20 protein-coding genes are annotated in these 25137 nt (G+C 41.4%); 3 read left to right on the forward strand and 17 right to left on the reverse strand.

What is annotated here, in order from left to right:
- Positions 1 to 16 precede the first annotated feature (16 nt).
- The 10 genes from nifE to modA form a co-directional block, all read right to left on the reverse strand.
- A complete protein-coding gene (gene nifE / locus BET01_RS10925) occupies positions 17 to 1372 on the reverse strand; it encodes a nitrogenase iron-molybdenum cofactor biosynthesis protein NifE (protein WP_120196841.1) in 1356 nt (451 codons plus the stop codon).
- Between the two features lie 85 nt (positions 1373 to 1457).
- On the reverse strand, positions 1458 to 2831 hold the full coding sequence (locus tag BET01_RS10930) for a nitrogenase component 1 (RefSeq protein ID WP_120196842.1): 1374 nt from the start codon (positions 2829 to 2831) through the stop codon (positions 1458 to 1460).
- Positions 2831 to 4429, reverse strand: a complete 1599-nt coding sequence (locus tag BET01_RS10935; RefSeq protein WP_120196843.1) for a nitrogenase component I subunit alpha — start codon at positions 4427 to 4429, stop codon at positions 2831 to 2833. The genes BET01_RS10930 and BET01_RS10935 overlap by 1 nt, the downstream gene beginning before the upstream one ends.
- A 15-nt stretch (positions 4430 to 4444) precedes the next feature.
- Positions 4445 to 4828, reverse strand: coding sequence for a P-II family nitrogen regulator (locus BET01_RS10940; RefSeq protein WP_120196844.1), 384 nt, complete (start codon positions 4826 to 4828; stop codon positions 4445 to 4447).
- A 30-nt stretch (positions 4829 to 4858) separates the two neighbouring features.
- Complete coding sequence (locus BET01_RS10945) at positions 4859 to 5182, reverse strand: P-II family nitrogen regulator (protein ID WP_120196845.1); 324 nt, start codon at positions 5180 to 5182, stop codon at positions 4859 to 4861.
- Positions 5183 to 5207: 25 nt separating this feature from the next.
- Complete coding sequence (gene nifH, locus BET01_RS10950; RefSeq protein WP_120196846.1) at positions 5208 to 6026, reverse strand: nitrogenase iron protein; 819 nt, start codon at positions 6024 to 6026, stop codon at positions 5208 to 5210.
- Positions 6027 to 6297: 271 nt separating this feature from the next.
- Positions 6298 to 6507: a TOBE domain-containing protein gene (locus BET01_RS10955; protein WP_120196847.1), complete on the reverse strand. Its 210-nt coding sequence runs from the start codon at positions 6505 to 6507 to the stop codon at positions 6298 to 6300.
- A 114-nt stretch (positions 6508 to 6621) separates the two neighbouring features.
- A complete protein-coding gene (locus tag BET01_RS10960; protein WP_120196848.1) occupies positions 6622 to 7650 on the reverse strand; it encodes a sulfate/molybdate ABC transporter ATP-binding protein in 1029 nt (342 codons plus the stop codon).
- A 4-nt stretch (positions 7651 to 7654) separates the two neighbouring features.
- Complete coding sequence (gene modB / locus BET01_RS10965; protein ID WP_120196849.1) at positions 7655 to 8350, reverse strand: molybdate ABC transporter permease subunit; 696 nt, start codon at positions 8348 to 8350, stop codon at positions 7655 to 7657.
- Positions 8351 to 8379: 29 nt separating this feature from the next.
- On the reverse strand, positions 8380 to 9261 hold the full coding sequence (gene modA / locus BET01_RS10970; protein WP_120196850.1) for a molybdate ABC transporter substrate-binding protein: 882 nt from the start codon (positions 9259 to 9261) through the stop codon (positions 8380 to 8382).
- A gap of 270 nt (positions 9262 to 9531) precedes the next feature.
- Here modA and BET01_RS10975 point away from each other — a divergent pair, with 270 nt between their 5' ends.
- Positions 9532 to 10500: a helix-turn-helix transcriptional regulator gene (locus BET01_RS10975; protein WP_120196851.1), complete on the forward strand. Its 969-nt coding sequence runs from the start codon at positions 9532 to 9534 to the stop codon at positions 10498 to 10500.
- A gap of 10 nt (positions 10501 to 10510) precedes the next feature.
- Here BET01_RS10975 and BET01_RS10980 read toward each other — a convergent pair whose 3' ends face one another.
- Positions 10511 to 11671 carry an MFS transporter gene (locus BET01_RS10980; protein WP_120196852.1) on the reverse strand — a complete coding sequence of 387 codons (1161 nt, stop codon included), beginning with the start codon at positions 11669 to 11671 and terminating at the stop codon, positions 10511 to 10513.
- Between the two features lie 250 nt (positions 11672 to 11921).
- On the opposite strand from BET01_RS10980, the gene BET01_RS10985 reads away from it, so the two are divergent.
- Both BET01_RS10985 and BET01_RS10990 read left to right on the forward strand, forming a co-directional pair.
- Positions 11922 to 12305, forward strand: coding sequence for a BlaI/MecI/CopY family transcriptional regulator (locus BET01_RS10985; protein ID WP_120196853.1), 384 nt, complete (start codon positions 11922 to 11924; stop codon positions 12303 to 12305).
- A 2-nt stretch (positions 12306 to 12307) separates the two neighbouring features.
- The gene (locus BET01_RS10990; RefSeq protein WP_120196854.1) at positions 12308 to 14098 is read left to right on the forward strand and encodes a BlaR1 family beta-lactam sensor/signal transducer; all 1791 of its coding nucleotides are present in this window, start codon (positions 12308 to 12310) and stop codon (positions 14096 to 14098) included.
- Positions 14099 to 14192: 94 nt separating this feature from the next.
- Here the strand turns inward: BET01_RS10990 and ascB are convergent, their stop codons facing one another.
- The 6 genes from ascB to BET01_RS11020 form a co-directional block, all read right to left on the reverse strand.
- The gene (ascB, locus tag BET01_RS10995; RefSeq protein ID WP_120196855.1) at positions 14193 to 15617 is read right to left on the reverse strand and encodes a 6-phospho-beta-glucosidase; all 1425 of its coding nucleotides are present in this window, start codon (positions 15615 to 15617) and stop codon (positions 14193 to 14195) included.
- 10 nt (positions 15618 to 15627) lie between these two features.
- Positions 15628 to 17478 (reverse strand): beta-glucoside-specific PTS transporter subunit IIABC, encoded by a 1851-nt coding sequence (locus BET01_RS11000; protein ID WP_120196856.1) that lies wholly within the window; start codon positions 17476 to 17478, stop codon positions 15628 to 15630.
- Positions 17479 to 17511: 33 nt separating this feature from the next.
- The gene (gene licT, locus BET01_RS11005; protein WP_120196857.1) at positions 17512 to 18375 is read right to left on the reverse strand and encodes a BglG family transcription antiterminator LicT; all 864 of its coding nucleotides are present in this window, start codon (positions 18373 to 18375) and stop codon (positions 17512 to 17514) included.
- Positions 18376 to 18646: 271 nt separating this feature from the next.
- Positions 18647 to 20758 carry a penicillin-binding transpeptidase domain-containing protein gene (locus BET01_RS11010; RefSeq protein ID WP_120196858.1) on the reverse strand — a complete coding sequence of 704 codons (2112 nt, stop codon included), beginning with the start codon at positions 20756 to 20758 and terminating at the stop codon, positions 18647 to 18649.
- 11 nt (positions 20759 to 20769) lie between these two features.
- Positions 20770 to 23634, reverse strand: a complete 2865-nt coding sequence (locus BET01_RS11015; protein ID WP_120196859.1) for a penicillin-binding transpeptidase domain-containing protein — start codon at positions 23632 to 23634, stop codon at positions 20770 to 20772.
- 388 nt (positions 23635 to 24022) lie between these two features.
- Positions 24023 to 24805 (reverse strand): helix-turn-helix domain-containing protein, encoded by a 783-nt coding sequence (locus BET01_RS11020; RefSeq protein WP_120196860.1) that lies wholly within the window; start codon positions 24803 to 24805, stop codon positions 24023 to 24025.
- Between the last annotated feature and the right edge of the window lie 332 nt (positions 24806 to 25137).

A 25137-nucleotide genomic window follows, 5' to 3' on the forward strand; every position in this document is an offset into this window, starting at 1 on the left:
TCATTCCTCCTTTCTGTCAGCTTACAAATTCCCATACCGGATTGTTTATGCTTTTATTGATCTCCATGGTAAAGTTGTAAATCCCTTCAAAACCGGCCAAAGGAAACTTTCTTTCATGATTGTGGTCGCAAAAGGCGATTCCAAGCTTATAGGCAAGAGGCCTCTCCTTTACGCCTCCTACCAGGATATCCGCTCCCTTTTCCCGCATAAAAGTCTCAAGCTCTGCAGGATTTGCATCGTCAAGGATAATGGTATCAGGCTCAACCAAACCTTCCATAATTTCATAGTCCTCTTTCTTCCCGGTCTGGGTCCCCACGACTACCGTTTCTATTCCCATGGCTTTAAACTGCCGGATCAAAGAGATCGCCTTAAAGCCTCCCCCTACATAAATAGCCGCTTTTTTTCCGGCAAGATTTTTGTGATACAAGGACAAAAATTCTGTCAGCTCTGCCTCCTTTTTGGAGCAGAATAACACTGCCTTTTTCCTTGCCTCCTCATCTTTAAGCGCTTCCGCCACACGGATTAGGGAGGCTGTGGTATCTTCAATTCCAAAGAAGCTGACCTTAAGAAATGGAATATCAAACTCTTCCTCCATTCGGTTTGCCAGATAGGTGCTGGAGCCTGCGCACTGGACGATGTTTAAGGAGGCTCTGGGGGCTTCAATCATCTGCTCATAGCTGGTATCTCCTGTAAAGCCGGAAATTACATCGATCCCCATTTCCTTAAAATAATTCTTTATAATCCACATCTCCCCTGCCAGATTAAAGTCTCCTAAAATATTAATGGCCTTTCTTTTTTTCTTTCCCCTGTAGGGAAGAAGAACCTTCATAATTGCATCACAGGCCATACGATACCCAGTGGACTTGTTCCCGGAAAAGCCAGGTGATTTCACCGGAATCACTGGAATGTTATATTGACTGGACTTCATGTTGCAAAGGGCATCCACATCATCCCCAATGACTCCTACGATGCATGTGGCATAAATGAAGATTAGTTTTACATTCTCTTCCTTCTCCATTAATTCGTCCACTGCTGCCTCCAGCTTTTTAATTCCCCCGAAAATAATATCTGTTTCCTGCAAATCAGTAGAAAAGCTGTTTCGATAAATATCTTCCCCACTAGTCAGTGATCCTCTGATATCCCAGGTATAACTGGAACAGCCAATGGGACCGTGGACGATATGGTATGCATCGGTAATGGGATTTAAGACAACCCTGGCTCCGCAATATACACAAGCCCTCTGAGACACAGAACCGGATACACTGTTGCTGTCACAGCAGATTCCGCCTTTTTTCCCATCACAACCTTTCGTTATGACGATGGAACTCTTTCTGGCATCCAATATGTTTTTGTTGTAGTTTTCCGTTTCCATGACCCTGCTCCTTTCAGACCTCTCGCCCATAAAATACCACAATAGGGAGGGTACGGCTCCCTCCCTGGTTCCTTTGTTTTCTAATTTACATTACGACTTCAAAATCTTCATCTTCAACGTCTCGATCTAACCGGTCCATCATGGTATCTACAATCTTTTCAACGTAGCGGATTCCGCCTGCATAACCAACGGTTGCCTGAATGGGATTGCCATATCGGTCCAGTACAGGGAATCCCATCCGCACAATTGGAATATCCTCTGCTTTTGCAATCTGCTTTCCGTAGCTGGAGCCAAGAAGCAGATCAACGGTTTCATTTTTAATGAGCTGATGAAGGTAAAATAAATCCGTATCCGCCTTTACCACGTATTCGCTTTCATCAACACCATACTGATCCATCAGCGCCTTAATTTCCTTTTGCCAGCGATCCTTTGGTGTTCCGGTGATGATGTACTTTGGACTCATTCCTAGTTCCAGACAAAGGGAGGTAAAACCATATACAATGTCAGGATCACCGTAAATGGCTACCTTCTTCTTATATACATACTGGTGTGCATCCAGCATGAGATCCACCAAACGGCCTCGCTCCTCTTCAAGCTCTGCTGGTACCTCTTTCTTTGTGATTTTCTGGAGTTCTAATAGATACTGATCTGTGAGCTTTACTCCTACCGGCACGGGGATATTGGAATAGGGAACCTTACATTCTTTTTTTAAGTATTCTGATGGCTCCGTACTGCAATAAGTGCCCATAGAAATAAGTTTTTGACAGTCACCAAGTGCTGCAATATCTTTTGCAGAGGTACCTGCGTTGCTGTGAAAATACTCGTTTTTGCCATCCATGGGGTGATCTAGCGTTCCATCATGATCTGGGAAATAGATGTAATCAGCTTCCATAAGACGGGCAATCCGTTTTAACTCCCGATCATCTCCTGGATTGACCCAGCCTGGGAAAATGGCTACTCTTCCGTTTGGTACTCCCGTTTTTTTCGTCATATATTTCATGAAGCCAATCATCATGTTGGCAAAGCCCTGAATATGAGATCCCTCATAGGAAGGAGTGCTGGCATATAAAACAGTTTTGCCCTCTGGAATCTCCACGTCGTAAATATAGGAACCAACATCATCTCCAATGGTCTCTGAAAGACAGGTGGTATGGATTGCCATAATATCTGGCTTATAAATATCAAATACATTCTTCACTGACGTGGTAATGTTGCTGCGCCCTCCAAATACAGAGGCACCCTCTGTAAAGGAACTGCTGGATGCGATAGCTGGTTCTTTAAAATGGCGGCTTAACACGGTTCTGTGATAAGAACAGCAGCCCTGAGACCCATGGGAATGGGGCATACATTTTTCTGCACCAAGGGCACAGAACATGGCACCAACCGGTTCACAGGTTTTACATGGATTGATCGTCATACGACGATTTTCCATAATTTCTTTTGGGGTTAAATCAAGCATCAGCCTACACCTCCTAACGTGCCTTCAATCATTGGCGTTACCTTCCATGGCGGTTTTACCAGTGCCCAGGCATTGGTATATAAACTCATGGATACATCTCTTCCAAAATTCACAGCTCCACGAAAACCAGCATACGGTCCGGAATAATCATAGGAATGCATCTGTCTGGATACCACTCCACCGTGCTGTATGGCGTATTTATCTTTGATACCAGAAAAGAAAATGTCAGGTTTGTATTCCTCAATCAACTGATCTGTTTCAAACATGTTATAGTCATCTACCACCATATAACCCTTTTTCATATCCTTTAACATACCGTCATACGTATCAAGCTCCACGCCTTCCGCACGCATTTGATTCATTACTTCTTCCGAATAACGATCCTCATAGCCTGATTCTCGCTCTACCGTGATCTCTTCAATATTCTTGGAGTCTGCATCTGCTTTGATCTGTGGAATAATATCACGGCCTTCGTAATCATCCCGGTGAGCAAACTCGTAACCTGCAATGGTGGTCTCCATGCCAAAGTCTCTTAAAAGCATCTGATAATGATGGGATCTGGAACCTCCTACAAAGATACCGGCAGTTTTCCCCTTTAATTTGGACTTGTAATATTCCATATCCTCATTGATTTCCGCCAGTTCTTCTGCAATCACTTCCTCCGTCCGCATGGTAAGCTCCGGATCATTAAAATATTTTGCCATCATACGAAGAGATTTTGAGGTTGCCCCCACTCCAATGAAATTCACCTTAATCCAGTCTACCCCATATTTGGTTTTCATCATTTCTGCTATGTAATTGATAGACCGATGGCACATAACTAAATTTAAGTCTGCCAGATGTGAATTTTTTATGGTCTCATAGGAACCATCACCGGTAAAGACTGAAACCACTTCATAACCGATTTTCTTTAAGATGCGTTCCTGTTCCCAACCGTCACCGCCGATGTTGTATTCACCAAGAAGGTTTACGCTGAACTTACCTTTTGGTGCCTCTTCCCCTTTTCCAATTACATGGCGCATCAAGCCATTGTTTGCAATATGATGACCAGCCGACTGAGACACTCCCTTATAACCCTCGCAAGAGTACCCGATTGCAGTCACTCCATATTTTTCTTCCACTCGTTTTGCTACCGCCTGTACATCGTCTCCAATCAAACCGATTGGACAGGTGGAACAGATAAAGATACACTTAGGATTGAAAAGCCGCATAATCTCGTCAATTCCTTCTTCCAGCTTCTTCTCTCCTCCAAACACGATATCGGAAGACCGCATATCGGTACAAAATGAGTAAGGAACAAAATTTGGTTCTCCTTCATAGGAAGGTTTTGCCTTATTTCTTCTGGTTGACCAGGAATAAAATGCACATCCAATGGGCCCGTGGGTAATGACCACAGAGTCCTTCATAGGACCTACCACAACCCCCTTACATCCAGCGTAGCAGCAGCCTCTTGCCGTTATGATTCCTGGTATTGCTCTGGTATTTGCAGCAACTTCATCTGGTTTCTCTGCAAATTCCAACTGTGTCATGTGACTCTTCCGATTCTTATATACTCTGGATGAATATTGATCCAGCACCATATCTCGTTCTTTTGCCATAGCCTTCACCTCCCATCAGTAAGCATCAATTGTGTGTTCGCCGCTTCTTACGGTATACGCCTCGTTTATGGGGAGCACAAATATTTTCCCGTCCCCTGGATTCCCTGTCTGATTCGTCTTAATTAAAATGTCCACTACCTCTTGCACCTGTTGGTCTTCCACAATCAAGGTGATCAGCCGCTTTGGTATCCACCGAAAGGACTCCGTCAAATGCTCCCCTTTTGAAGACATGGGAAGTTCTCCGCTTTCAATCACCAGGCTAAGAAGCTCAGGATCAATCCGTTTCTTTCCTCTGCCTAACACGGATCTACAGGTAAAAGCTGGAAAACCGCTTTCTGCCAAAGCCTTCTTCGTGGGATTGATTTTATTGACCCGGATAAATGCCATTACCTCTTTCATAATAATCATTCCTTTCCATAAAAGCCCTACTTAAAGTCCCTTTTTACCTGTGCTGACGGTATACGCTTCTTCCATGGGGGATATGAAGATTCGTCCGTCCCCATAATTGCCCTCACCAGTTCTTGCTGTTCTTAAAATCACCTTCACCAGGTCGTCTTTATCCTCATCATTGCAGAAGAACAACAACATCTCTTTTGGGATCTCATCGTAGTGAATCTCTCCTACCGTGATACCTTTTTGCTTTCCACGACCATATACATCCATTTTAGTCACTGCCTGAAACCCTGCTTCTGATGCCTCTTTCATAACATGATCCGCCTTTTCAGGCCGGACAATCGCTCTCACCAATATCATATGCTCTTCTCCTCTCCCTACCGGGTTAATCCATAACGCCGTACTGCATCAGTATCTCTTCCAATTCATCAATGTTCATTGGATTTGGGATCACGAACAGCTCATTGTTATCCACCTTTCTTGCCAGGTCGCGATATTCATCTGCCTGAGGTTCTTCCGGGGAATAATCGATTACCGTTCTTTTCCTGATCTCCGCTCTCTGTACTGCATTGTCACGAGGAACAAAATGAATCATCTGAGTTCCTATTTTTGCTGCCACCGCTTCAACCAGGTCCTGCTCTTTATCAACATTTCTGGAGTTGCAGATCAGTCCTCCAAGCCTTACGACTCCGGTCTTCGCATACTTGGAAATACCTTTTGATATATTGTTGGCTGCGTAAAGGGCCATCATCTCACCCGAACATACGATATAAATTTCCCGGGCCTTACCCTCTCTAATCGGCATTGCGAATCCACCGCATACAACGTCTCCTAGTACGTCATAAAATACGTAATCCAAATCATCTGTGTAAGCACCAAGCTGTTCCAATAAGTTAATAGAGGTGATGATTCCACGCCCTGCACATCCTACTCCTGGCTCAGGACCACCAGATTCCACACCCTTAATACCGGCGTAACCTGCTTTCATGACTGCTTCCAGTTCAATGTCATCACCTTCATCTCGAAGTGTGTCAAGAACCGTTTTTTGAGCCAGCCCCCCAAGAATTAATCTGGTAGAATCCGCCTTTGGATCGCATCCTACGATCATAATGTGCTTTCCCATTTCGGCAAGGCCAGCCGTTAAATTCTGGGTTGTAGTAGATTTACCAATACCGCCTTTTCCATAGATTGCAACCTGTCTCATAACCAATTCCTCCTTACATAAGAAAAGAGGCAGAAGGCAGATACATAGGGTATCCTGCCATTCCACCTCTTTGTGAATAGAAAATGAAAACGTAACTAAGTTTTGTCGACCACTTAGGTTGCTAATACTATATCTGGTTTCAACCGTGAATTCAATACAGCACTATTTACAAATGAAATGAGTTTTTTTCTCAACATTCTATGCAAATATTACTTTCACTCTCTTTTACCTTCGAAAAAAGAGCTGGTTATCCAGCTCCTTCTTTCGCAGTTTATGTAACGCCAATCATGACTGAGGTCGCTTTAATCACAGCATAAGCATCTTTTCCCACTTCCAGTTCCAAATCTTTTACCGCCGCCATGGAAACGGTCGCTGATATGATATTGCCACCTCCCACGTCGAGAGTCACCATTGCATTGACTGCTCCGGCTTCGATTCCTATTATTTTTCCTTTTAACTGATTTCTCGCACTAAGTCTCATGGGCACCGCCTCCTCCATTTGTCTTTCCAGTAACAGATTCTTACGTATTCCTTTTGAAACATCTTACGCATTTCCACCATTAATGTCAATCTATATGAGAATTACTTAACAATATTAAGACAAAAGCAGGATTTCTTCTTTCGGAAACTGGATAAATAATGGAATATTTTCGTTTTTGTCCTGAATTAGCCAGATACGGTCCGAATCCTCCCCCTCTGCATTGTGAAACAAGACCTGTCGTTCAAAGGGGGTATCCGTTACTCCCCATAACCTAATCTTCATAATGTTTTCTCCAGGCTGACTGGCTGGGATTAAGGTATGGCCCCTGATGCCTATGTACCGAATAGAATCCCCAATTTTTTCTTTGGTCATTAACCTTATGTTCCAGTCACTGGCATAAAGCTCATAATCCCCTAGTCTTTGAATGGCTGAGATGTTCTTGCATCCAGTAAGTCTCGCCGCTTCCATCAAGCCTGGATTTTTAAAAATATCTCTGGTCCCTCCCTGTAACAGGCTCTTTCCTTCTGAAATCACCACCATTTGGCTGCTGAATTTATAGATTTCGTCTCTGGAATGGGATACCATGAATACATCCTTTCCATATTCTTTGATAAATTCCAGCATATCCGTCTGAAGCGCATCCTTTAAAAACCCATCCAGTGCAGAAAATGGCTCATCAAGAAGAATGACCTCCGGTGCACTTAAGAGCATTCGAGCGAGTGCCACTCTTTGTTGTTGCCCACCAGAAAGCTGGGAAGGATACCTCTTTTCCAAACCAGAAAGCTGAAACCGCCTTAACATCTCATAGATAGCTGCCTGTTTGCCATTTCTCTTTCCTGGAATCACGATTCCTAAATTCGCTTCCACTGTCATAGCGGGGAAAAGGGCATAGCTTTGAAACAAATATCCTACATGACGCTGTCTGGCAGGCTGGTTGATTCCTGCCTTGGAATCAAAAAGCACTCTTCCATTTAATGCGATGCGCCCCTCATCCGGCGTTTCAATCCCTGCCACACATTTTAGTATCATGCTCTTGCCGCTCCCGGAGGCGCCTAAGATTCCCGTGCAACCTCCCTCTGTTTCAAATTCCGCATTTAATTCAAAGCCGGAAAACCTCTTCCTAATTTTCAACTGCAATGCCATATGATCACCACCCGCTCACATCCTGATTGCTCTTACCAGACACCAGATTAATAAACACTACCATAATAAAAGAAATCATAACGATGATAAGTACCCAGAACCCAGCAATCTCCCAGTTCCCAGCCGATACTTCAGAGGCAATAGCAACGGACATGGTTCGTGTCTTTCCAAGGATATTACCAGCCAGCATGGTGGTTGCCCCATATTCTCCAATGGCTCTTGAAAAAGAGAGCACAATGCCAGAGGCAAGCCCTGGGGCAGCCATGGGAACAATAATCTTCCAAAATATCTTCCGTTCCGAAAGCCCCAAAGTCCTTCCAGCATAAATCATAGTCACATCTACCTGTTCAAAGGCGGCTCTTGCATTCCGGTACATGAGAGGAAACGCAATGACAAACGCGGCCATTACGCACCCCGGCCATGTCTGAACCATTTTCACATTATAATTCTCCCAAAGAAATGCACCAAATGGCCTGCGCAAGCTGAAAATCAACAAAAGAAAGAAGCCAGCCACGGTGGGAGGAAGTACCAGAGGAAGAGTGAGAATCCCATCAACAATGGACTTTGCCCTGTGATTTAATTTCATCACCCCCCTTGCCGCTCCGGTCCCAAGAAAAAAAGTAAATATGGTTGCCAGTATTCCTGTTTTCATGGAAAGAAAAAGTGGACTAAAATCAATGGTACTGATAAGCTCCCACATGGCCTTACATCTCCTTTCTTATCCGAATATCACTTCTTATATAATTCAAATCCTGCATCCAAGAACTGCTTTTTTACCTCTTCTGACCCAGTTAGATATTTCATAAAATCAGCCGCTGCTGACTTTTCCACTTCAGAAGCCTCTTTATTGTCGATTAGTCCCACCGGATATAGTGCTGGATCAAGCATATCTTTGTCTACCTTAGCGATTACCTCCACCTGATCAGGCATAGAGGCCGCATCGGTGGCATACACGATTCCCACTTCATTGCTTCCTTCTGCAACAGCCGTTAATACTGCGGTAACATTGGGACCTTGGTTGATTTCCATGGACATTACTTTATCAAGAATCCCCATTTTCTCAAAGAGCTTTCTGGCATACTGTCCCACTGGTACATCTTCTCCTGCGAGGGCTAAGCTGGAGGCCGCAGTAATAGTATCAAAACCAGTCACTGCCGTCTCTTTGCCTTTGAGCTTAATAAGGACCATCTGGTTCATCAGCAGATTTTGAACGGAACCTTCCTTTACAAATCCGTCTTTCTCTAACTCATCCATCTGCTTTGTTGCGGCAGAGAAGAAAATATCACATCTTGCTCCTTCTTCAATCTGAGTCTTTAGGGTACCAGAACTGTCCGCATTGTAAATGACCGTAACTTCTGGATGCTCACTTTCATACTCCTTTTTCACCGTTTCCATGGTATTTTTCAGACTCGCTGCAATGAAAACATAAAGTTCTGCGTGTTCCAAGACTTTTGATTCTGTTTCAACCTTCTGAGTTTCAATCTCCTGGGTTTCAACCTTCTGAGTTTCAACCTTTCGGGTAGTTGAAGCTCCCGTCGCCTGACAGCCCACGGATGAAATGACGGCAAATGATGCCAACAAAAATGCAAGTAACTTCTTTCTTCGTTTCATAGCTTATCCTCCTGGATTTTTATTTGAATAACATAGGTATGTTGTTCATTCTTATGGTGTTTTGTTCTGTCTTATTGTGTTTCGTCCATTTTATGAAATATTGACCACAAAATCAATGTTCATATATTTACAGTATATAGATATAAAATCAGATATTTTTTATCTATATAGCACAATAATCAGTATCAACAACCTTTCATTGACATTGAATCAAAATATGATATAACTATTTATAAATAATAAAAACCATTTCAATCATGAGGGTATTCTATGGAAAAAATATATACGCCACAAGAAGTGGCAGATAGGCTACAGATAAAAAAGGCTACGGTTTATGAACTCATAAAGCGGGGAGAATTAAAAGCTACTAAGATTGGCAGGCAGATACGAGTAAGCCAAGAACAGCTCGATGTTTATTTAAAAGGTTCCACAGGACAAGATATAAGCACAACGGTTGAAGAGTCTCTGCCCCCGGTCACTGATATTCCCCGCTTTACGGCTGTATCTGGGGGGCAACAGACCGATTATCTGTTAAATACCAGCGGTCTAATTATCAGCAGTCAAGAATCAAGAGTTGTGGAACTGCTTCGAAGCCATTTAAGCAAAAACCAGGGTAATCTCCCCATACTTCATTCCTATATGAACGACTATAACAGTCTCTACTCTTTGTATTATGAAAAGACGCACCTTGCCCTTACCTGCTTTTTCTCCCAGGAAAAAGAGGAGACTGGGAAACAGATTAAGAATCTTATGCCTGGTAAGGAAATAGCAGTTCTTTCCGTCTGCCGTCTCTCATGGGGCTTTTATGTAAAGAAGGGAAATCCCTTAAAGTTTCGATCCATACATGACCTGATTCGTCCTGAGATACGTTTCTTAAATAGGGAATTAGGAAGTGGCCTGCGCATGTGTTTGGATTCCTCTTTGCTGGAAGAAAAGATTAAAAGGACAGCTATAAGGGGGTATGAAAACGACTGCCTCTCCCATATGTCTGCTGCAAATGCAGTCGCTTCCGGCGCCGCAGACATAAGCATAGGGGATATCTCCCTGTTGGCCTCTTACCCCCAACTGGAATCTATCCCCTTTGCTCATGCATATCTTAATTTTGTTTTCTTAAAATCTGATTTGGAACACCCTGCGTTTCAGTCCATCTATCATGGGGTAAATTCGGAAGAATTTAAAAGCGGCCTTCTTCACTTTGAGGGCTATGATATAAAGAGCACAGGAAATTTAAGCATCTGAAACGGCTAACTTAAATCTGCAGTCTTTTCCCCTCCTTTAGGTAAAATAGATAAAACAATATAGCTCCTAAGGTACATAGAAAAGCCCCACATCCCATGGCATATGAGATGTTGTTATTGGCCGTCTGTCCAAATATCACATTGGTAACCACTCCAATTCCCTCTAAAAGAACTGCATACATACTAAGGGCCGTGGCCCGGTCCCGGGTCTTGATCCGACAGTTTTGCAACTGGGTGGAAAGTGGCGCAAGCAGGCTAGCACAGAGGCGAAGAAGTAGAATAGCCGCTACCGATATCACGGCTTGATTCGTAATAGCAAGAACTACACAAGATACCGCCCCGCAAATAAACATACTCAGGCCAAAAGAAAAGCCTCCCATCCGTTTTGTAAACCAGTGAGACCATATCCCCATCATCCCAGACAGGGTGACCAGGATATAAACAAACCCAATGGTTTTCACGTCCATTCCGGCCTTTACATACTGAATCTGATTTAAGAATACTGTTATTGTCTGGTTCGCTTCAGCCAAAAGTCCCATACCAATCACCGCTAAAAGAAACCGTTTGTCTCTTACCGTCAATAAAAATACATCTAATAAATTACTTGTGTTTCCATTTTCCCTTTTCGGAGATTTCACTTCCCGGATACCAAAAGCTAGAACTGCGGCTATTCCATAGGATGCCATAGTCAAAAATCCCGCCATTCGATAATTTTCTCCGATGTATACAGAATACACCAGGGAGGCCCCTAAGAGCCCAGCCGTTTGCAAAAACTGATAAATCCCAAAAACCTTCTGACTCTCCTCTTCCTTACAGGAAAGATACAGGATGCTTACGTCACATCCGGAAAAACCTGCCATTACCACACTAAGCAGGATTCGCTCCAGTAAAAAATCAGCAAAGCCTTCTGCTCTCCAAAATACAATTTTTGACAGGAAATAGATGCCTGAGCATAAAATTAACGTTTTTCTATATCCAATCCGGTCTGCAACGATACCCCAAGGCAATTCCAGGCCAATGCAGAGAGCCAGACTGATACTTTCAATTATGGTGATCTGAAATACATTCACCCCTGCTACCTGACGATAAAGAGTGGCAACCGGTCCATAAAACACCATACCCTGTAAAAAGGAAATGGCAAACATAATATATATATTTCGTCTTGTCTTCATTTTCTCTTATAATCTCCCATTTTTTGGTACAAAAAATAAGCCCTGCTTACCAGCGCCTACATAAAATTACATTCACTTTTGCTCTACGTGGGATTATTTAAGATGAAAATGAAACATGACATAACAATCAGACCCTTCTGAACTTTTTTCACATTATATCATACCTATTCCTGTGTGTAAATACTATTGACATACCACTCCCTCTATTTGTATAATGTATGTATTACAGTTGTAAGAACAGGAGATTTATATGAATCATCTGCCTCAGATTTCCGAAGCTGAATATGAAGTGATGAAGGTGTTGTGGAAACACGCACCTATAAACACCAACGAAGTGACGGACATGCTTACCAAAACCATTGGCTGGAATCCAAAGACGGTCCACACCTTGTTAAAAAGGCTGGCCCAAAAGGGAGCCATTACTTATCAAAAAGAAGGCCGAGTCTTTGTGTACACTCCAGTGGTAAAGGAAGACGAATATTTAAATAAAGCAAATGATCACTTTCTGAACCAATTCTATAATGGCAAGATATCCAGCATGGTGACCAATTATATCAACAGCGACCACATGGAACCGGATGAGCTAAACGAACTTAGAAGACTCTTATTAAAGGGAAACAAGGAGGCCCACTGACCATGCCTTATGCTCTCCTATCACGCCTCTTGTTAAGTATCCTGGTTATCCCCTTTTTCTATTTCCTGATTCTCATGATTGGGAAATGTCTCGGGAATCATTTAACCAATCGGGCAAGGTATCACTTATGGTTCCTTTTCTTGTTTGTTCTGGCGATCCCCTTCCTGCAATTCTTACAAACAGGGACCAAACTATGGGATTTCTCCCAGAACCTTCTTGGTCCACTCTTTTCCCAAACAAAGGCTTCCCTGCCTGGGAAGGCGTATGAAACTGCAGCCTCAGGAAGTAACCTATTTACGGAGTTTTCTATTTCCGTCATTTGCAAAACCCCTACCATCTTGCCCACCATTCTCTTAATCTTGTGGATCACTGGGATGGTATTTATGACAATACTTACGCTATTTACCCACTATAAAATAAGGCAGAGAAAAAAATCCTCTCTTTTGCTTCAAAATGAAAGGGTACGAGTTTTATATGAATCATGCTTAAAGGAAGCCAATATTCGAAAAACCATTCCAATTTATAGCAGTGCCTATGTGACATCTCCCATTGCCATAGGTTTCTTATCTCCTTCTATCATAGTCCCAATCCACATACTCTCCGAAATGCCGGAAAAAGATCTGCGCTATATCCTGCTTCATGAGCTGATCCATTGCAAACATAAGGATATTTTCATAAATCAATTCATGGCCCTCGCCCAGATTGTTTATTGGTTTCATCCTGTGGTCTGGATGGCTCTTAAAAGGATGCAAAACGACAGGGAGATCTCCTGTGATTCCTCGGTTCTTTCCATGCTTCCATCGGATGAATATCTAGACTATGGTAATACTTTAATTAATTTTGCAGAAACGCTCTCCCGATTTCCATACTGCACCACAGGAATGGGAGGATCAAAAAAGGAAATACGAAACCGTATTATAAGCATAGCTGGTTATAAGGGAGAATCCAGATGGTATAAAATGAAAAGTAGTATCATCTTAACTGCTTGTGCTTTGGTGGTGGCTTTCGTTTCCCCCTTCCTATCTGCAGGTGCTGACTACCATGGGAACTATAAATTTCATGGTGGCAATATCAATAAACTGGAGCTTGAATCCTCCTTTAGGGGGCATAAAGGAAGCTTTGTACTTTATGAATTAAATTCTGGTCAGTACTCCATATACAACGAGTCCCAGGGAACGAAGAGAATATCCCCGGATTCCACCTATAAGATTTACAGCGCTCTGGTGGCATTAGAAGAAGGAGTTATTGCTCCAACCTCCTCTAGTCTTTTATGGAATGGGAATACATATCCCTTTGATGAATGGAACAAGAATCAGACTCTTGACAGCGCTATGAAATGCTCGGCCAACTGGTATTTTGCTGAATTGGACAAAGGAACTGGTCTTTCTTCTCTAAGGAAATATTTTCAGGCCATGGGTTATGGAAATAGTGACGTGTCTGGAGGACTTGGGCGTTTCTGGGCAGAATCTACTTTGAAGATTTCTCCCGTTGAACAGGTGGAGTTACTCACCAAGTTCTATCAGGGAAAGCTGAGTTTTGCGCCTGAAAATCAACGAACGGTAAAGGATTCTTTGTTTGTCTCTTCTTCAAACGGAGCACTTCTTTATGGCAAGACCGGTACCGGGGACATAAACGGAAAGCAGGTCAATGGGTGGTTTATCGGATTTGTAGAAACCAAAAATGAAACCTATGTGTTTGCTACCAATATCCAGGATACGGAATTAGCAAGTGGAAGTGCTGCCGCAAAGATCACGTTGGATATACTAAAGGAAAGAAATATTTATACGGAATAGAAAATTCCCCAGATGATTTATAACATTCGAAATTACTGAATTTATAAATCATCTGGGGAATGAATTTTAGAACAAACAGGAACTTAGGCGTCCATTATTCCTTTGTTTCATCCATGCTCTTTATGAAATCTTTGTACCAATAAAAGGACTTTTTCTTCTTGCGTTCAAGCGTTCCATTTCCTTCATTGTCTCTGTCTACGTAAATAAAACCGTATCGTTTTTCCATCTCTCCCGTTCCTGCACTGACCAAATCAATACAGCCCCAGGATAAATAGCCAAGGCATTCCACACCATCATTCATTGCTTCTATCATAGTGTCTATATGTTTCTTCATATATTCGATTCTGTAATCATCCACAATGCTTCCATCTTCTTCTATGATATCCTCTACTCCCAAACCATTCTCCACCACAAACAAAGGTTTTTCATATCGGTCATATAGATCATTCATTGTGATCCGAAGCCCAAGGGGATCGATTTGTCTCCCCCATGGAGTGATATCAAGATGGGGATTTCTTAAGGTTGTAATGGCATTGCCATCTGCTACATTCCCCTTTATCTCAGGGCTTACGCCTGTCAGTCGGCTGGAGTAATAACTAAATGCAATATAGTCCACGGGGTACTGGCTTAGTATGGCTTCATCCCCTTCTTCCATATGAAGCGTAATCTTTTTCTCACTCCATATTTTTTTCGCATAGCTAGGGTATTTTCCTTTTACTTGTACATCAATGAATAAATAAACCTCTTGATTTTTTTCTACTGCCGCCCACACATCCACAGGGTTACAGCTATAGGGGTAAAAAGACCCGGCAGCAAGCATGCAGCCCATCTGGATCTCAGGGTTTATGCTTTTGGCCATCTTTGTTGCTAATGCACTAGCAACCAACTGATGATGAGCTGCCTGATATACGATCTGGTCCATATGCTCCTCATCTTTTACAACCATTCCTCCTCCGAAAAATGGAATATGAGTGATCATATTGATTTCATTAAAGGTGATCCAGTACTTCACCTTCTTCCCATACCGCTGAAATAATACCTTGCAGTAGTTCAGATATAGATCAATCAACCTTCGATCAGACCAGCCACCATACCTTTTTGTCAAAGAAAGCGGGGTATCAAAATGGCAGATGGTGACCACAGGCTCCATGTGATATTTCTGACATTCATCAAATAAGTTGTCGTAAAACAACAAACCAGCCTCATTTGGTATCTCATCATCCCCACTTGGGAAAATTCTAGCCCAGCTAATGGAGGTGCGAAAGGCCTTAAATCCCATCTCAGCCAGTAAAGCCAGATCTTCTTTATATCTGTGATAAAAATCAATGGACTGGTGACTTGGATAATAACCATAGTTTGTGTTCATGGCAATTTCCGGATGATACATTGCCTCTTTTCTTCCATGCTGCACAGAAGGAAGGATATCCATAGGAGACATACCTTTTCCATCTTCTAAATAAGCTCCTTCACACTGGTTTGCAGCCATGGCTCCTCCCCATAAAAAGTCTTTCTTAATCATAAACAGCTCCTTACAGTATTGTCAGCAGGGTTTCTCCAATTTCAACATAACCTTCTTCGCTTGCTACAATCTCAAGATAGGCAGATGTATTGGTTACAAGCACAGGAATGATGGTTTCATACCCTGCTTCTTCAATCGCCTTTTTATCAAATTCAAGGAGTAAATCACCTTTTTTAATGGTATCCCCATCCTGAACATGAGGGGTGAAAAACTTCCCATCTAATTCCACGGTATCGATCCCAATATGAATCAGCAGCTCCACGCCCTCTTCACTGCGAAGACCAATCACATGTTTTGTCCGAAAAACAGTTGCCACGGTTCCGTCGAATGGAGCTACCACTCTTCCATCAACGGATTCCACTGCAATTCCTTTACCAATAATTTCTTTTGCAAAGGTCTCATCATTTATTTTAGATATGTTTACTTTCTTTCCCTTCACAGGGCTGGTAATTACGATCTTTTTCATAAAGGATTCTTTTTTATCGGCTTCTGCCTCTTTCGTTTCTGCTTGATCCAAAGTGCCGACTGGCTCCTCAAATCCATAAAACCAGGTTAATACAAAGGTCACTACAAATCCAATGGCACATGCTATTAAAGCATGGACTACGTTCATGGGATTTTCACCGATAAAGATTGGCAAGGATAAAAGTCCAGGAGTACCAGAAGTATAACGTACCACTCCCATCAAACCTGCGTAGAAACCTCCCACACCACCACCGATCATAACCGATAGCAATATCTTTTTGAATTTAATTGTAACTCCATACATGGCAGGCTCTGTAATACCCATTAATGCGGTAATACCTGCAGAGGATGCCAACTGCTTTAATTCTTTATTTTTTGTCTTAATGGATACACATAATGCGGCACTACCCTGACATACGTTAGAAACCAAACTTCCAGGGCCCATTACCGCTTCATATCCATAAGTCGTGTAAGAAGTCATAAGAACGGGAAGAAAACTCCAGTGCATTCCCGTCAATACTAATAGAGGCATAAATGCTCCCATTAAGGTAGGTACCAGCCAGCTTACACGTGCGTTTAGAAAATCTGTGACAAAGGCAATTCCAGTACCGATATAGGAGCCTAAAGGTCCTAAAACAATGAGTACGATAGGAACCACAATGAGTATGGTCAACGTTGGTTTTAAAAAGAACTTCACTGGTTTTGGAGATACTTTATCTGCAAAACGTTCTACGTAAGTCATTAACCACACAGCCAGTATGATTGGAATGACACTGGAACCGTAATTAATTAACTTTACTGGCATTCCTAAGAAAAAGAGGGGGTCTCCAGCAGTTACCAATTTAGTAAACGAAGGATGGAGCAAAGCACCGCCAACCATTGCCGCTAAATATGGATTGCAACCCAGCTTCTTAGCAGATGAAATCGCCAACATAATTGGTAAGAAATAAAAACCTGCATCTGCGATAAAGCTTAATACGATATAAACTTGTGACTCTTTTTGCATTCCCAATAAAACACAGATGACTAAAATCGCCTTAATCATACCTGCCGCAGTAATCGCTGGTATGATTGGGGTGAAAATGGATGCGAAGATATCCATCAAGGTATCTATGATTCCACCTTTTTTCTGGGAAGGTTGTGTAAGTTCCTCTAATCCCATACCTTTTATTTCATTGCACACATTTGCCACGTCTGTGCCGATTATAATCTGGTACTGGCCTGATTTTTTCACAGCGCCTAATACTCCATTGATCTTTTTTAGTTCTTCTAAATCTACCAAAGATTCATCTTTAAAATTCATTCTCAAACGTGTTGCACAGTTCACTAATTGTGTGATATTTTTGATTCCACCTACTTGCTCTACGATTGCCTGAGCTAATTCATGATAATTCATCTTTTTTCTCCCATCTTAAGTTTGTATTTATATTTAAGGTGTCGACTTCCCTTTAATTTCTCTCTCTGCAACTCTGTTTATATGAAGCATAAAATAAATCATTTCTTCTTGTGAGATGGTAACATTGAATTTTTTTATAAAATAATCTTTCACTTTATCGGCACATAATTTTGCTTGCGGAATCTTATTTCGTATTTGTTCATATAGAAATTCATCGTCTGAAGCATGAATCTCCTCTTGTAGCAACCTTCTTGCGAAAAATCGGATATGAGTCACAAAGCGATTGTAATTTAAGGAGTCCTCGTCTAACTCAATTTGATAATGGTATTTTACAATGCTTAAAATATCATTTACGATTTCTGTTACAATCATTGTAAGCTGTAATTCCTCTCCCTCTTGCTGCGCATTCACAAAATGAAGCGCAATAAATCCTATTTCATCCTCAGAAAGATGAATCCGCTCATAATACTCAATGAGACTTAAGGCATTTTTCGCAGCTGCGTACTCTTTGGGATAATAATTTTGGATTTCCCAAAGTAATGCATTTTTCATCATCATGCCTGCTTTATATCTGGATATGGTGTAACTGATATGATCGGTTAATCCGATATAAATACTATCATGAAATTTTACCTTTAATTCTTCTTGAGCCTGAGCGATTATTTTACTGCTTAGTTCTACTTGATTAAAAGGAACTTCCTTTAATAAAGTTAAAAACTTGGAAGAAGATTCTGCGGATTCAAAAACGAATTTCTTGTCAATGCTGGTTTCTTCAATTGCATCTCCTGGTTTCTTTTGAAAAGCAATTCCTTTTCCCAGCAAAATAACCTCGGACAATTTATCATCTTCCGCTAAAATAATATTGTTGTTATATATTTTTTTAACTTGATAACACATCTCTTGATTATCCTCCTAAAAAAAACACCCAAATTAATACATACATGCATTAACATGTATCCATTAATCTAGGTGTTGCCTGCCAAGCAGTTACAATCCAGTTATTTTTTCTTATTATAACATAAAACGACATCTTATAACAATAGTGTAATGTAATACTTTACGATTCATTTTTTGTGCATTATGTATAAAACACAGTAATAAAAGTCTTGTATGGAGTGTTTTTTTACTTTTTCAAGTAAGCAGAATCTAACATAGATTCGTTTATGATTTATTCTGGCAAAAAATATGTATCTAAGATATCTTTATCTTTTCTCACTACATATCCACTTGCTCCCCGGTTCTTTACGTCTTCCACCATACTGACGAGAAGAATGGGAGTCTTCATACTCTTATCTGTAGTGGTTACCACAAACCAGCCAAGTTCTGTTCCAGTGGTATCTGATTTAGAGGCTTTGATTTCAGCCGTACCGGTTTTTCCTGCTAAGGTTACATCTGCCCGGTTGATAGCATGACCCGTTCCATGATCAGAGCTGATTACTTTCATCAGACCAGATTTCACTATTTCTGCTGTCTCAGGAGAAGAGGCATTGCTGATCCATATCTCAGGAGAAGGCTGTTCCTTGTATAAAAGATAAGGCTTTAACACATTTCCTTCATTGGTAAACATGGTATAAAGGGACGCTAAATGGACTGGATTCATTAAGACCTGTCCCTGTCCGTATCCGCTATCTGCCAGTTGGACCTCTGATTCTATCTTGCCCTCATTGGAGTACTGGGATTTCGCCAGGGTAATCTCAAAGGGAAGTTGCTGGTTAAAGCCAAGCTTATCAAGCCCTGCCATAAAATCCTTGGAACCGATTTTTAATGCAGCTTTGGCAAAATAGATGTTGTTGGAATAGATTAAGGCATTTTCCAGATTCAAGGGACTGCTGTCATGAAGGGTGGTCACATAATAATTGCCCCAACTTTCATCCTTTCTCCATTTAAGTCCACTGCTCCCATAATCCTTATTGGCATCAATGGCCCCGGTTGTTAATCCTATGGCGGCTGTGATTGGCTTTAGGGAAGATCCGGGAGCGAATTTTTGACGGAAGCGATTGAACATTGGTTTTCTTTCATCCGTATTGAGGGCATCCCATGTTTCGTTTGACATTCCTAAGATAAAGTCATTGTCATCAAAGGAAGGAGTGCTTACAAGGGCAAGAATCTCTCCTGTAACGGGATTCATAGCAACTGTGCTGCTTTTGTCCTCCAAAAAGGCATTGTAAATACTGGATTGAAGATTGCTGTCAATGGTCAGCGTAATATTGACCCCATCCATTCTGGATTTGGCTGCCAGGATTTTCTTCTCAACTCCATTGGCATCCACGATAGAAGCCGTTCTGCCGTTGGTCCCCTTTAATTCTTTCTCATATAAGGCTTCCATTCCGCTTCGCCCGATCACACTGTCAGTCAGGTAATCTTCCTCAGGGTGTTCTTTGATGTCTTCTGCCGTTACATTCTGTACGTATCCCACCAGATGAGCTCCGCTTTCCATCAGAGGATAATAGCGGACCGGAGTATCCGAGATAAGGACTCCGGGAATGTCTAAAAGTTTATCCTGAAACTCTTTATTTTTCACATTATCTTCTCTGGGCTGAGGGGCATTTAAGTTGTTCTCATCTACCTTCTTTAAGGTTTTTAACGGGACAAAGGAGTCATCCTTTACCCATTTAGCAGCTAGCTTCTTTTTGATTCCATCCGCGGATACACCCAAAAGGCTTGAAAGTGTTTCCAGGTCACTGGTTGCATCTTCGCTCATTTTCCCTGGAACCAGACCTATGGCAGATGCAGTTCCTTTTCCAGCCAGGAGAATCCCGTTGCGATCAAAGATATTTCCTCTCACTGCCTTGTCTACAGATATCCTCACTTTGTCTGAATTTAGGAGCTCCGGGAAAATCAGGCTGTCGCTCCAGGAAAGCTGGTAGCCATTTTTCTTATCTTTTTCATATTCTGCTTTATTTTTAAAGGTGATATCACCCGCCATGGTCTTTAGATCCATCCGATAGGACAAGGTGGCTTTTTTATCTTGGTACTCCACCGTTGTGATTTCCACCGTTATATCGGATACTTCCAGGCCCTCATAAATATTTTTATTTCTGGCTGTAAAATCTTCTTCGCTGATATTAAGTCTACTTTGATCAGACAGCATTGTGTACATGGTCTGATAGTCATTTTGTTTTATTCGGTCCACATACTCGGAGAACAAGACATCAGGTTTCTTTTTTGATGTCAGCTTTTTTTGTATCTGGAAAAAGAGGAATGCACCGGCCAGAGCCGCAAGCAAAATCAGTAGGGTTACCATGATGCGAAATAGAATTCTTTTTCTGGCACGGTTCATAATCTCCTCCTTTAATCCGTTCTAAGGTTGTTTGATACTTTGGAAGCTGTATTGGTGATAATGGCTTCTTTTTCTTTCAACTGGAAGTAATAATCAAAAATACCTCTTCCAACTCCTACTACATTACCGGAACTATATCCATTGGCAATTCTTACTGCGATTGCTACCTTTGGATTTTCCAGAGGTGCATAGCCGATAAAGAGACCGTGGTTTGGCTTATTCTTTGATTCCTCTGCGGTACCTGTCTTTCCGGCTGCACTGACTCCTAAATCCTTAAGGCTGGCATTGGAAGATACCAGCTCATTCATTCCTTTTGCCACTTCCGACCAGATGGCTTCTGGAAGCTCTGCCGTATCTTTTAACACTGGTGTAAAAGATTTTTCCAGAGTTCCTTCGGAATCTGTAATCTTGTATACAAGAGACAAATCATAGCTCTTTCCGTGATTCGCCAGCATGGTGGTATATCTTGCAATCTGAGTGGTGGTATAGTTATGGGTTCCCTGTCCAATGGAGGAAGGAATGGAGAACTGATCTGTAACATGAGGCTGAGCCTCTCCGATTTCGATTCCGGTCTTCTTATCAAGATCCATTAAGTTGGCATACTTTTGAAGTTTCTGCAATCCATCTGCCTCAGAATAAGTTCCATCTTTTTGGGTGCCCATGCGGTATGTGATCTCGGACAGATACACGTTACAGGAATTTTTAAGAGCATCGGCTGGGGAATTGATGATCCCATGACCGTTTCTCTTCCAGCACCGGAGTGCTGGCTGCACTTTATCAAAGATACCGGTACAAACGATGCTGGTATCTGAATTGATGACACCTTCGCTCATTCCTGCAATGACAGTTACTGGCTTAAAGGTAGAACCAGGTGCGGTCAACTGGCTGGTGGCACGGTTAAATAACGGCAAAGAAAGATCATTAGAAAGGTGCAAATAATACTGGGCATCCATTTGATTGGCTAACCGGTTATTGTCATATCCAGGATAGCTGACACAGGCTAATACCTCTCCATCCTGAGGATCTACAATCACGGCAGAACCAGAGCAAGGATTCAGTGCCAGTTGTGCTGGAGTGATTTCCAGGTTTTTGATTTTCTTTTGGATAAAGGCCCATGGACTAAGCTGTCCGCTATTTAAGAGCACTCGGTCCGGATCTTCCATTGGAAGGGCTCCCTGATCGTAGAGGAGATTTTCTATGGTTTCTCCTTTTAGAGAACCTTCTCCAATCATTGCCTCATATATTTTTAAATCAAACTCCTGGCTGCCTTTTAAATCAGAAAGCATCTTTTCCTCTACCAGACGGACTTCCTCTTCTATAGCCACATAAGCCTCATTGTTTTGAATCTTACTTAAATCCACTAATCCGGCGGAAATGCAATCGGTCAGGTATTGGCGGAAGCTTTTGCTTTTCCAATCCGGGGAACCTGCATTTCCTGTAATTAGCTTGGTTTTCTTGGCTTCACTTACCAGATAATCAAGGTATCCTTTCATCTCACTGCTTAAGCCATCATACTCTGTACCTGACGCATCAAAGGCGGCTGAAAACCTAGAATACACGTTATCCTTCTTTTGGGAAAAGGCTCCGAACACTGATTGTTCCAGATCGGTAGCCGATTCTTCCTTTAAGCGATTGGTATCTATAACATGATTTTTTAATAGGGCATAATATACTTCATCAGAGGAAATACGAATTTGAGCTGCATTTTCTGCTTTGGGCATATCGGAGCGCTTCGTATCCACAATGTTTGATAAGAGGATTCCTGCAATCTGCTGTTCCAGCATTTTATAAACTGCATCCTGTAAATCCTTATCAATAGTTAAATATAAGTCTTTTCCGGTGCCCGGCGCTTTTATGATGACTGGTTCGGTTTTTTTGTTACCAACTACGTCGGTGTAAAATTGTTCCGTTCCGTCTTCTCCCCTTAGTAAGCTTTCCATGGATTTTTCGATGCCACTTTTTCCGACTACAGACTGATTGGTATAGATCGCTTCTTGTTGATTCAACGTGCTCAATTCTTCGGAAGATATGCCACCGGTATAACCTAAAATCGAGGCCATACTTTCCCCACCTGCATAGGTTCTGATGCTGCTTTCCTGAACATCTGCTCCAGGAAGAGCTGCTTTATTTTCAAATACAGCTGCCATTGTCTCATTTGATACATCAGATGCTACCAAAAAAGGCAAGTACTTTCGATATGAATTAAGGGAGATACCGTAACGGATATTAGCAATCTGTAACACATCTTTAGGTGTTAGTGACTCTGGAAGACCAAACTGTTTTTGTTCTTCTTCCGTATAGGTTGGATCAATTAAAAATTTTCCTTTTCCACTTAATTCAGCTATGAGCTCATCGGCAGTCACCGCTTTTTCTTTATCTGATAACTCTCCTACTTCAATCTTCCCGTAGAAATCGGCTTTAAAGCGGCTAAGCTTCCAGCCATCTGCTGTAAATTCATAGGTTCCATCTTCTTTTTCAGCAATCGGAAGGACCACATTTAACTTTTTATCGTCCTTGATCATTTGTATCAGCTGATAGGCAATTCCATTTAATGATCGTTGCCGTTCTTTTTTAGTCTTATAATTCTTGGAATCTTCTAATGTGACATCATAGGACAAACGGTTGGAGGCCAACAACTTTCCATTCCTGTCATAAATGTTACCTCTACTGCCGGACAGCTTCTGAGTCTTTACAATGGAACTCATAAATGCCTCCTGATTGGTCGCTCCCTCCATAATCTGAAAGCGATACAGTCGGAAAATCAAGGTTAAAAAAAGAAATCCAAAAAACATACCTAAGATAAGCAGTCTTGGAATTCTTTCTATCAATGAAATTTCCGGTAGTTGTTTATTATAAAATGATCTATGTTTTCGCACCTTTATTCTCCTTTAATCTTACGTTTGTAATATTTGACTTATAAAAAACAGGGAATCCCTGATGACAGCTCCCCCTTTTGCCTTACCAATGTCTAAAATACTACGTATGTAAGACATAATTATACACCGGATTTTTTTTCCTGTAAACACTTTTTTTACAAAGTACTTCTCTTATATAAAGCCCAATGATCCGACTTAATTCATAATATGTCCCAGGAAAATCAATCGACTAATTATGGCTGTTTTTTTCATATCTTTTGGCCATCTTCAGTCATTGGTACAGCAGTAATCGTTCTATTCTAGTAGAAGACAGACTATGCAAGGGGAATCTAATTACTTTCTTTTATATTCTATAGTTTACCCATTAAAATGCTAATATTTCAGTCTTCTAACTTTTCTTACATAGCTGGTAGGGACTTTTTCGGAACTGATTGGGTGTTAATCCGGTGATTTTCTTAAACTGACGAAAAAAATGTTCTATGTTGCTATATCCGCACAAGGTCACTATCTCCGCAATGGTATAATTATGATAGACCAGATATTTTTTAGCCAAGTTGATACGGCTGTTTATCACATCATTCATACAGGAAACACCAAAGGTGTTTTTATAAATATCTTCTAAATAGCCGATGCTGATATTAAGCCTTTCAGCCATTTTGGAAACGGTCCATTCTTTGTTTGGATTATGATATATATCTAATTTCAACTGATTTAAATCAAGAAACAACGGGGATACCGCTTTATAATTATAAGATTCCAGTAGCTTGTTAAATAAAATTCGTAAGAGGTGATCCACGGATATATCTTTGAAATTATTGTTTAAGATATGCTCTGTCACAAGCAGCCTGTAAATATTATGGCAATAGGAGGGGTCGTGAATGACAAACGGCACTCCGCAGGGAAGTGGGGCTGTGGTCACATAAGATTCATCGGTATAAAAACGTATCCAGTCATTTGCATAACTTTCCTCACATGCTCGATAATAAATCCTCTGCCCTGGCCGGTAGAGTATGGCACAATTGGGAGGATATTTCCTGCATTCACCGTCTACTAAGAAGATTGCAGGTGTCTGAGTCAGCAATAGCAGCCAACAGTCATGCCCGTTTGGTATATCAAATACGAAATCCTCTGAATGGATGGCATCATATTCTGCATAATCTATTTGAATCATGGTTTTCCTCCGTCTTACTGATCCGATTACTCTTTGAAGCAAATCTATGATAATTCTATCATAGATTTCCACATGATTACAGTCATTATATTTCTTTATGGGAAATATTTGTCTTGTACCTCTCTCTCCATCTAATTAGCATTTTATGACTTGGCCTTAACTCTAATGATAATAGTGGTTAAAATCATAGATAGGAAACAAGGAATACGATACAAGGACTCTTCTTTACCCACAGGTTTAGTGCACAAAAAAAGCTCCTTTTGTAATAGTCGGCATCAAACCTGCTTATTACAAAGAAGCTTATTCTGTATTCATGTTTTGATATTGATTAT

Origin of the sequence: Lacrimispora algidixylanolytica (assembly GCF_003609635.1) — a bacterium.
GTDB lineage: Bacteria > Bacillota > Clostridia > Lachnospirales > Lachnospiraceae > Lacrimispora > Lacrimispora algidixylanolytica.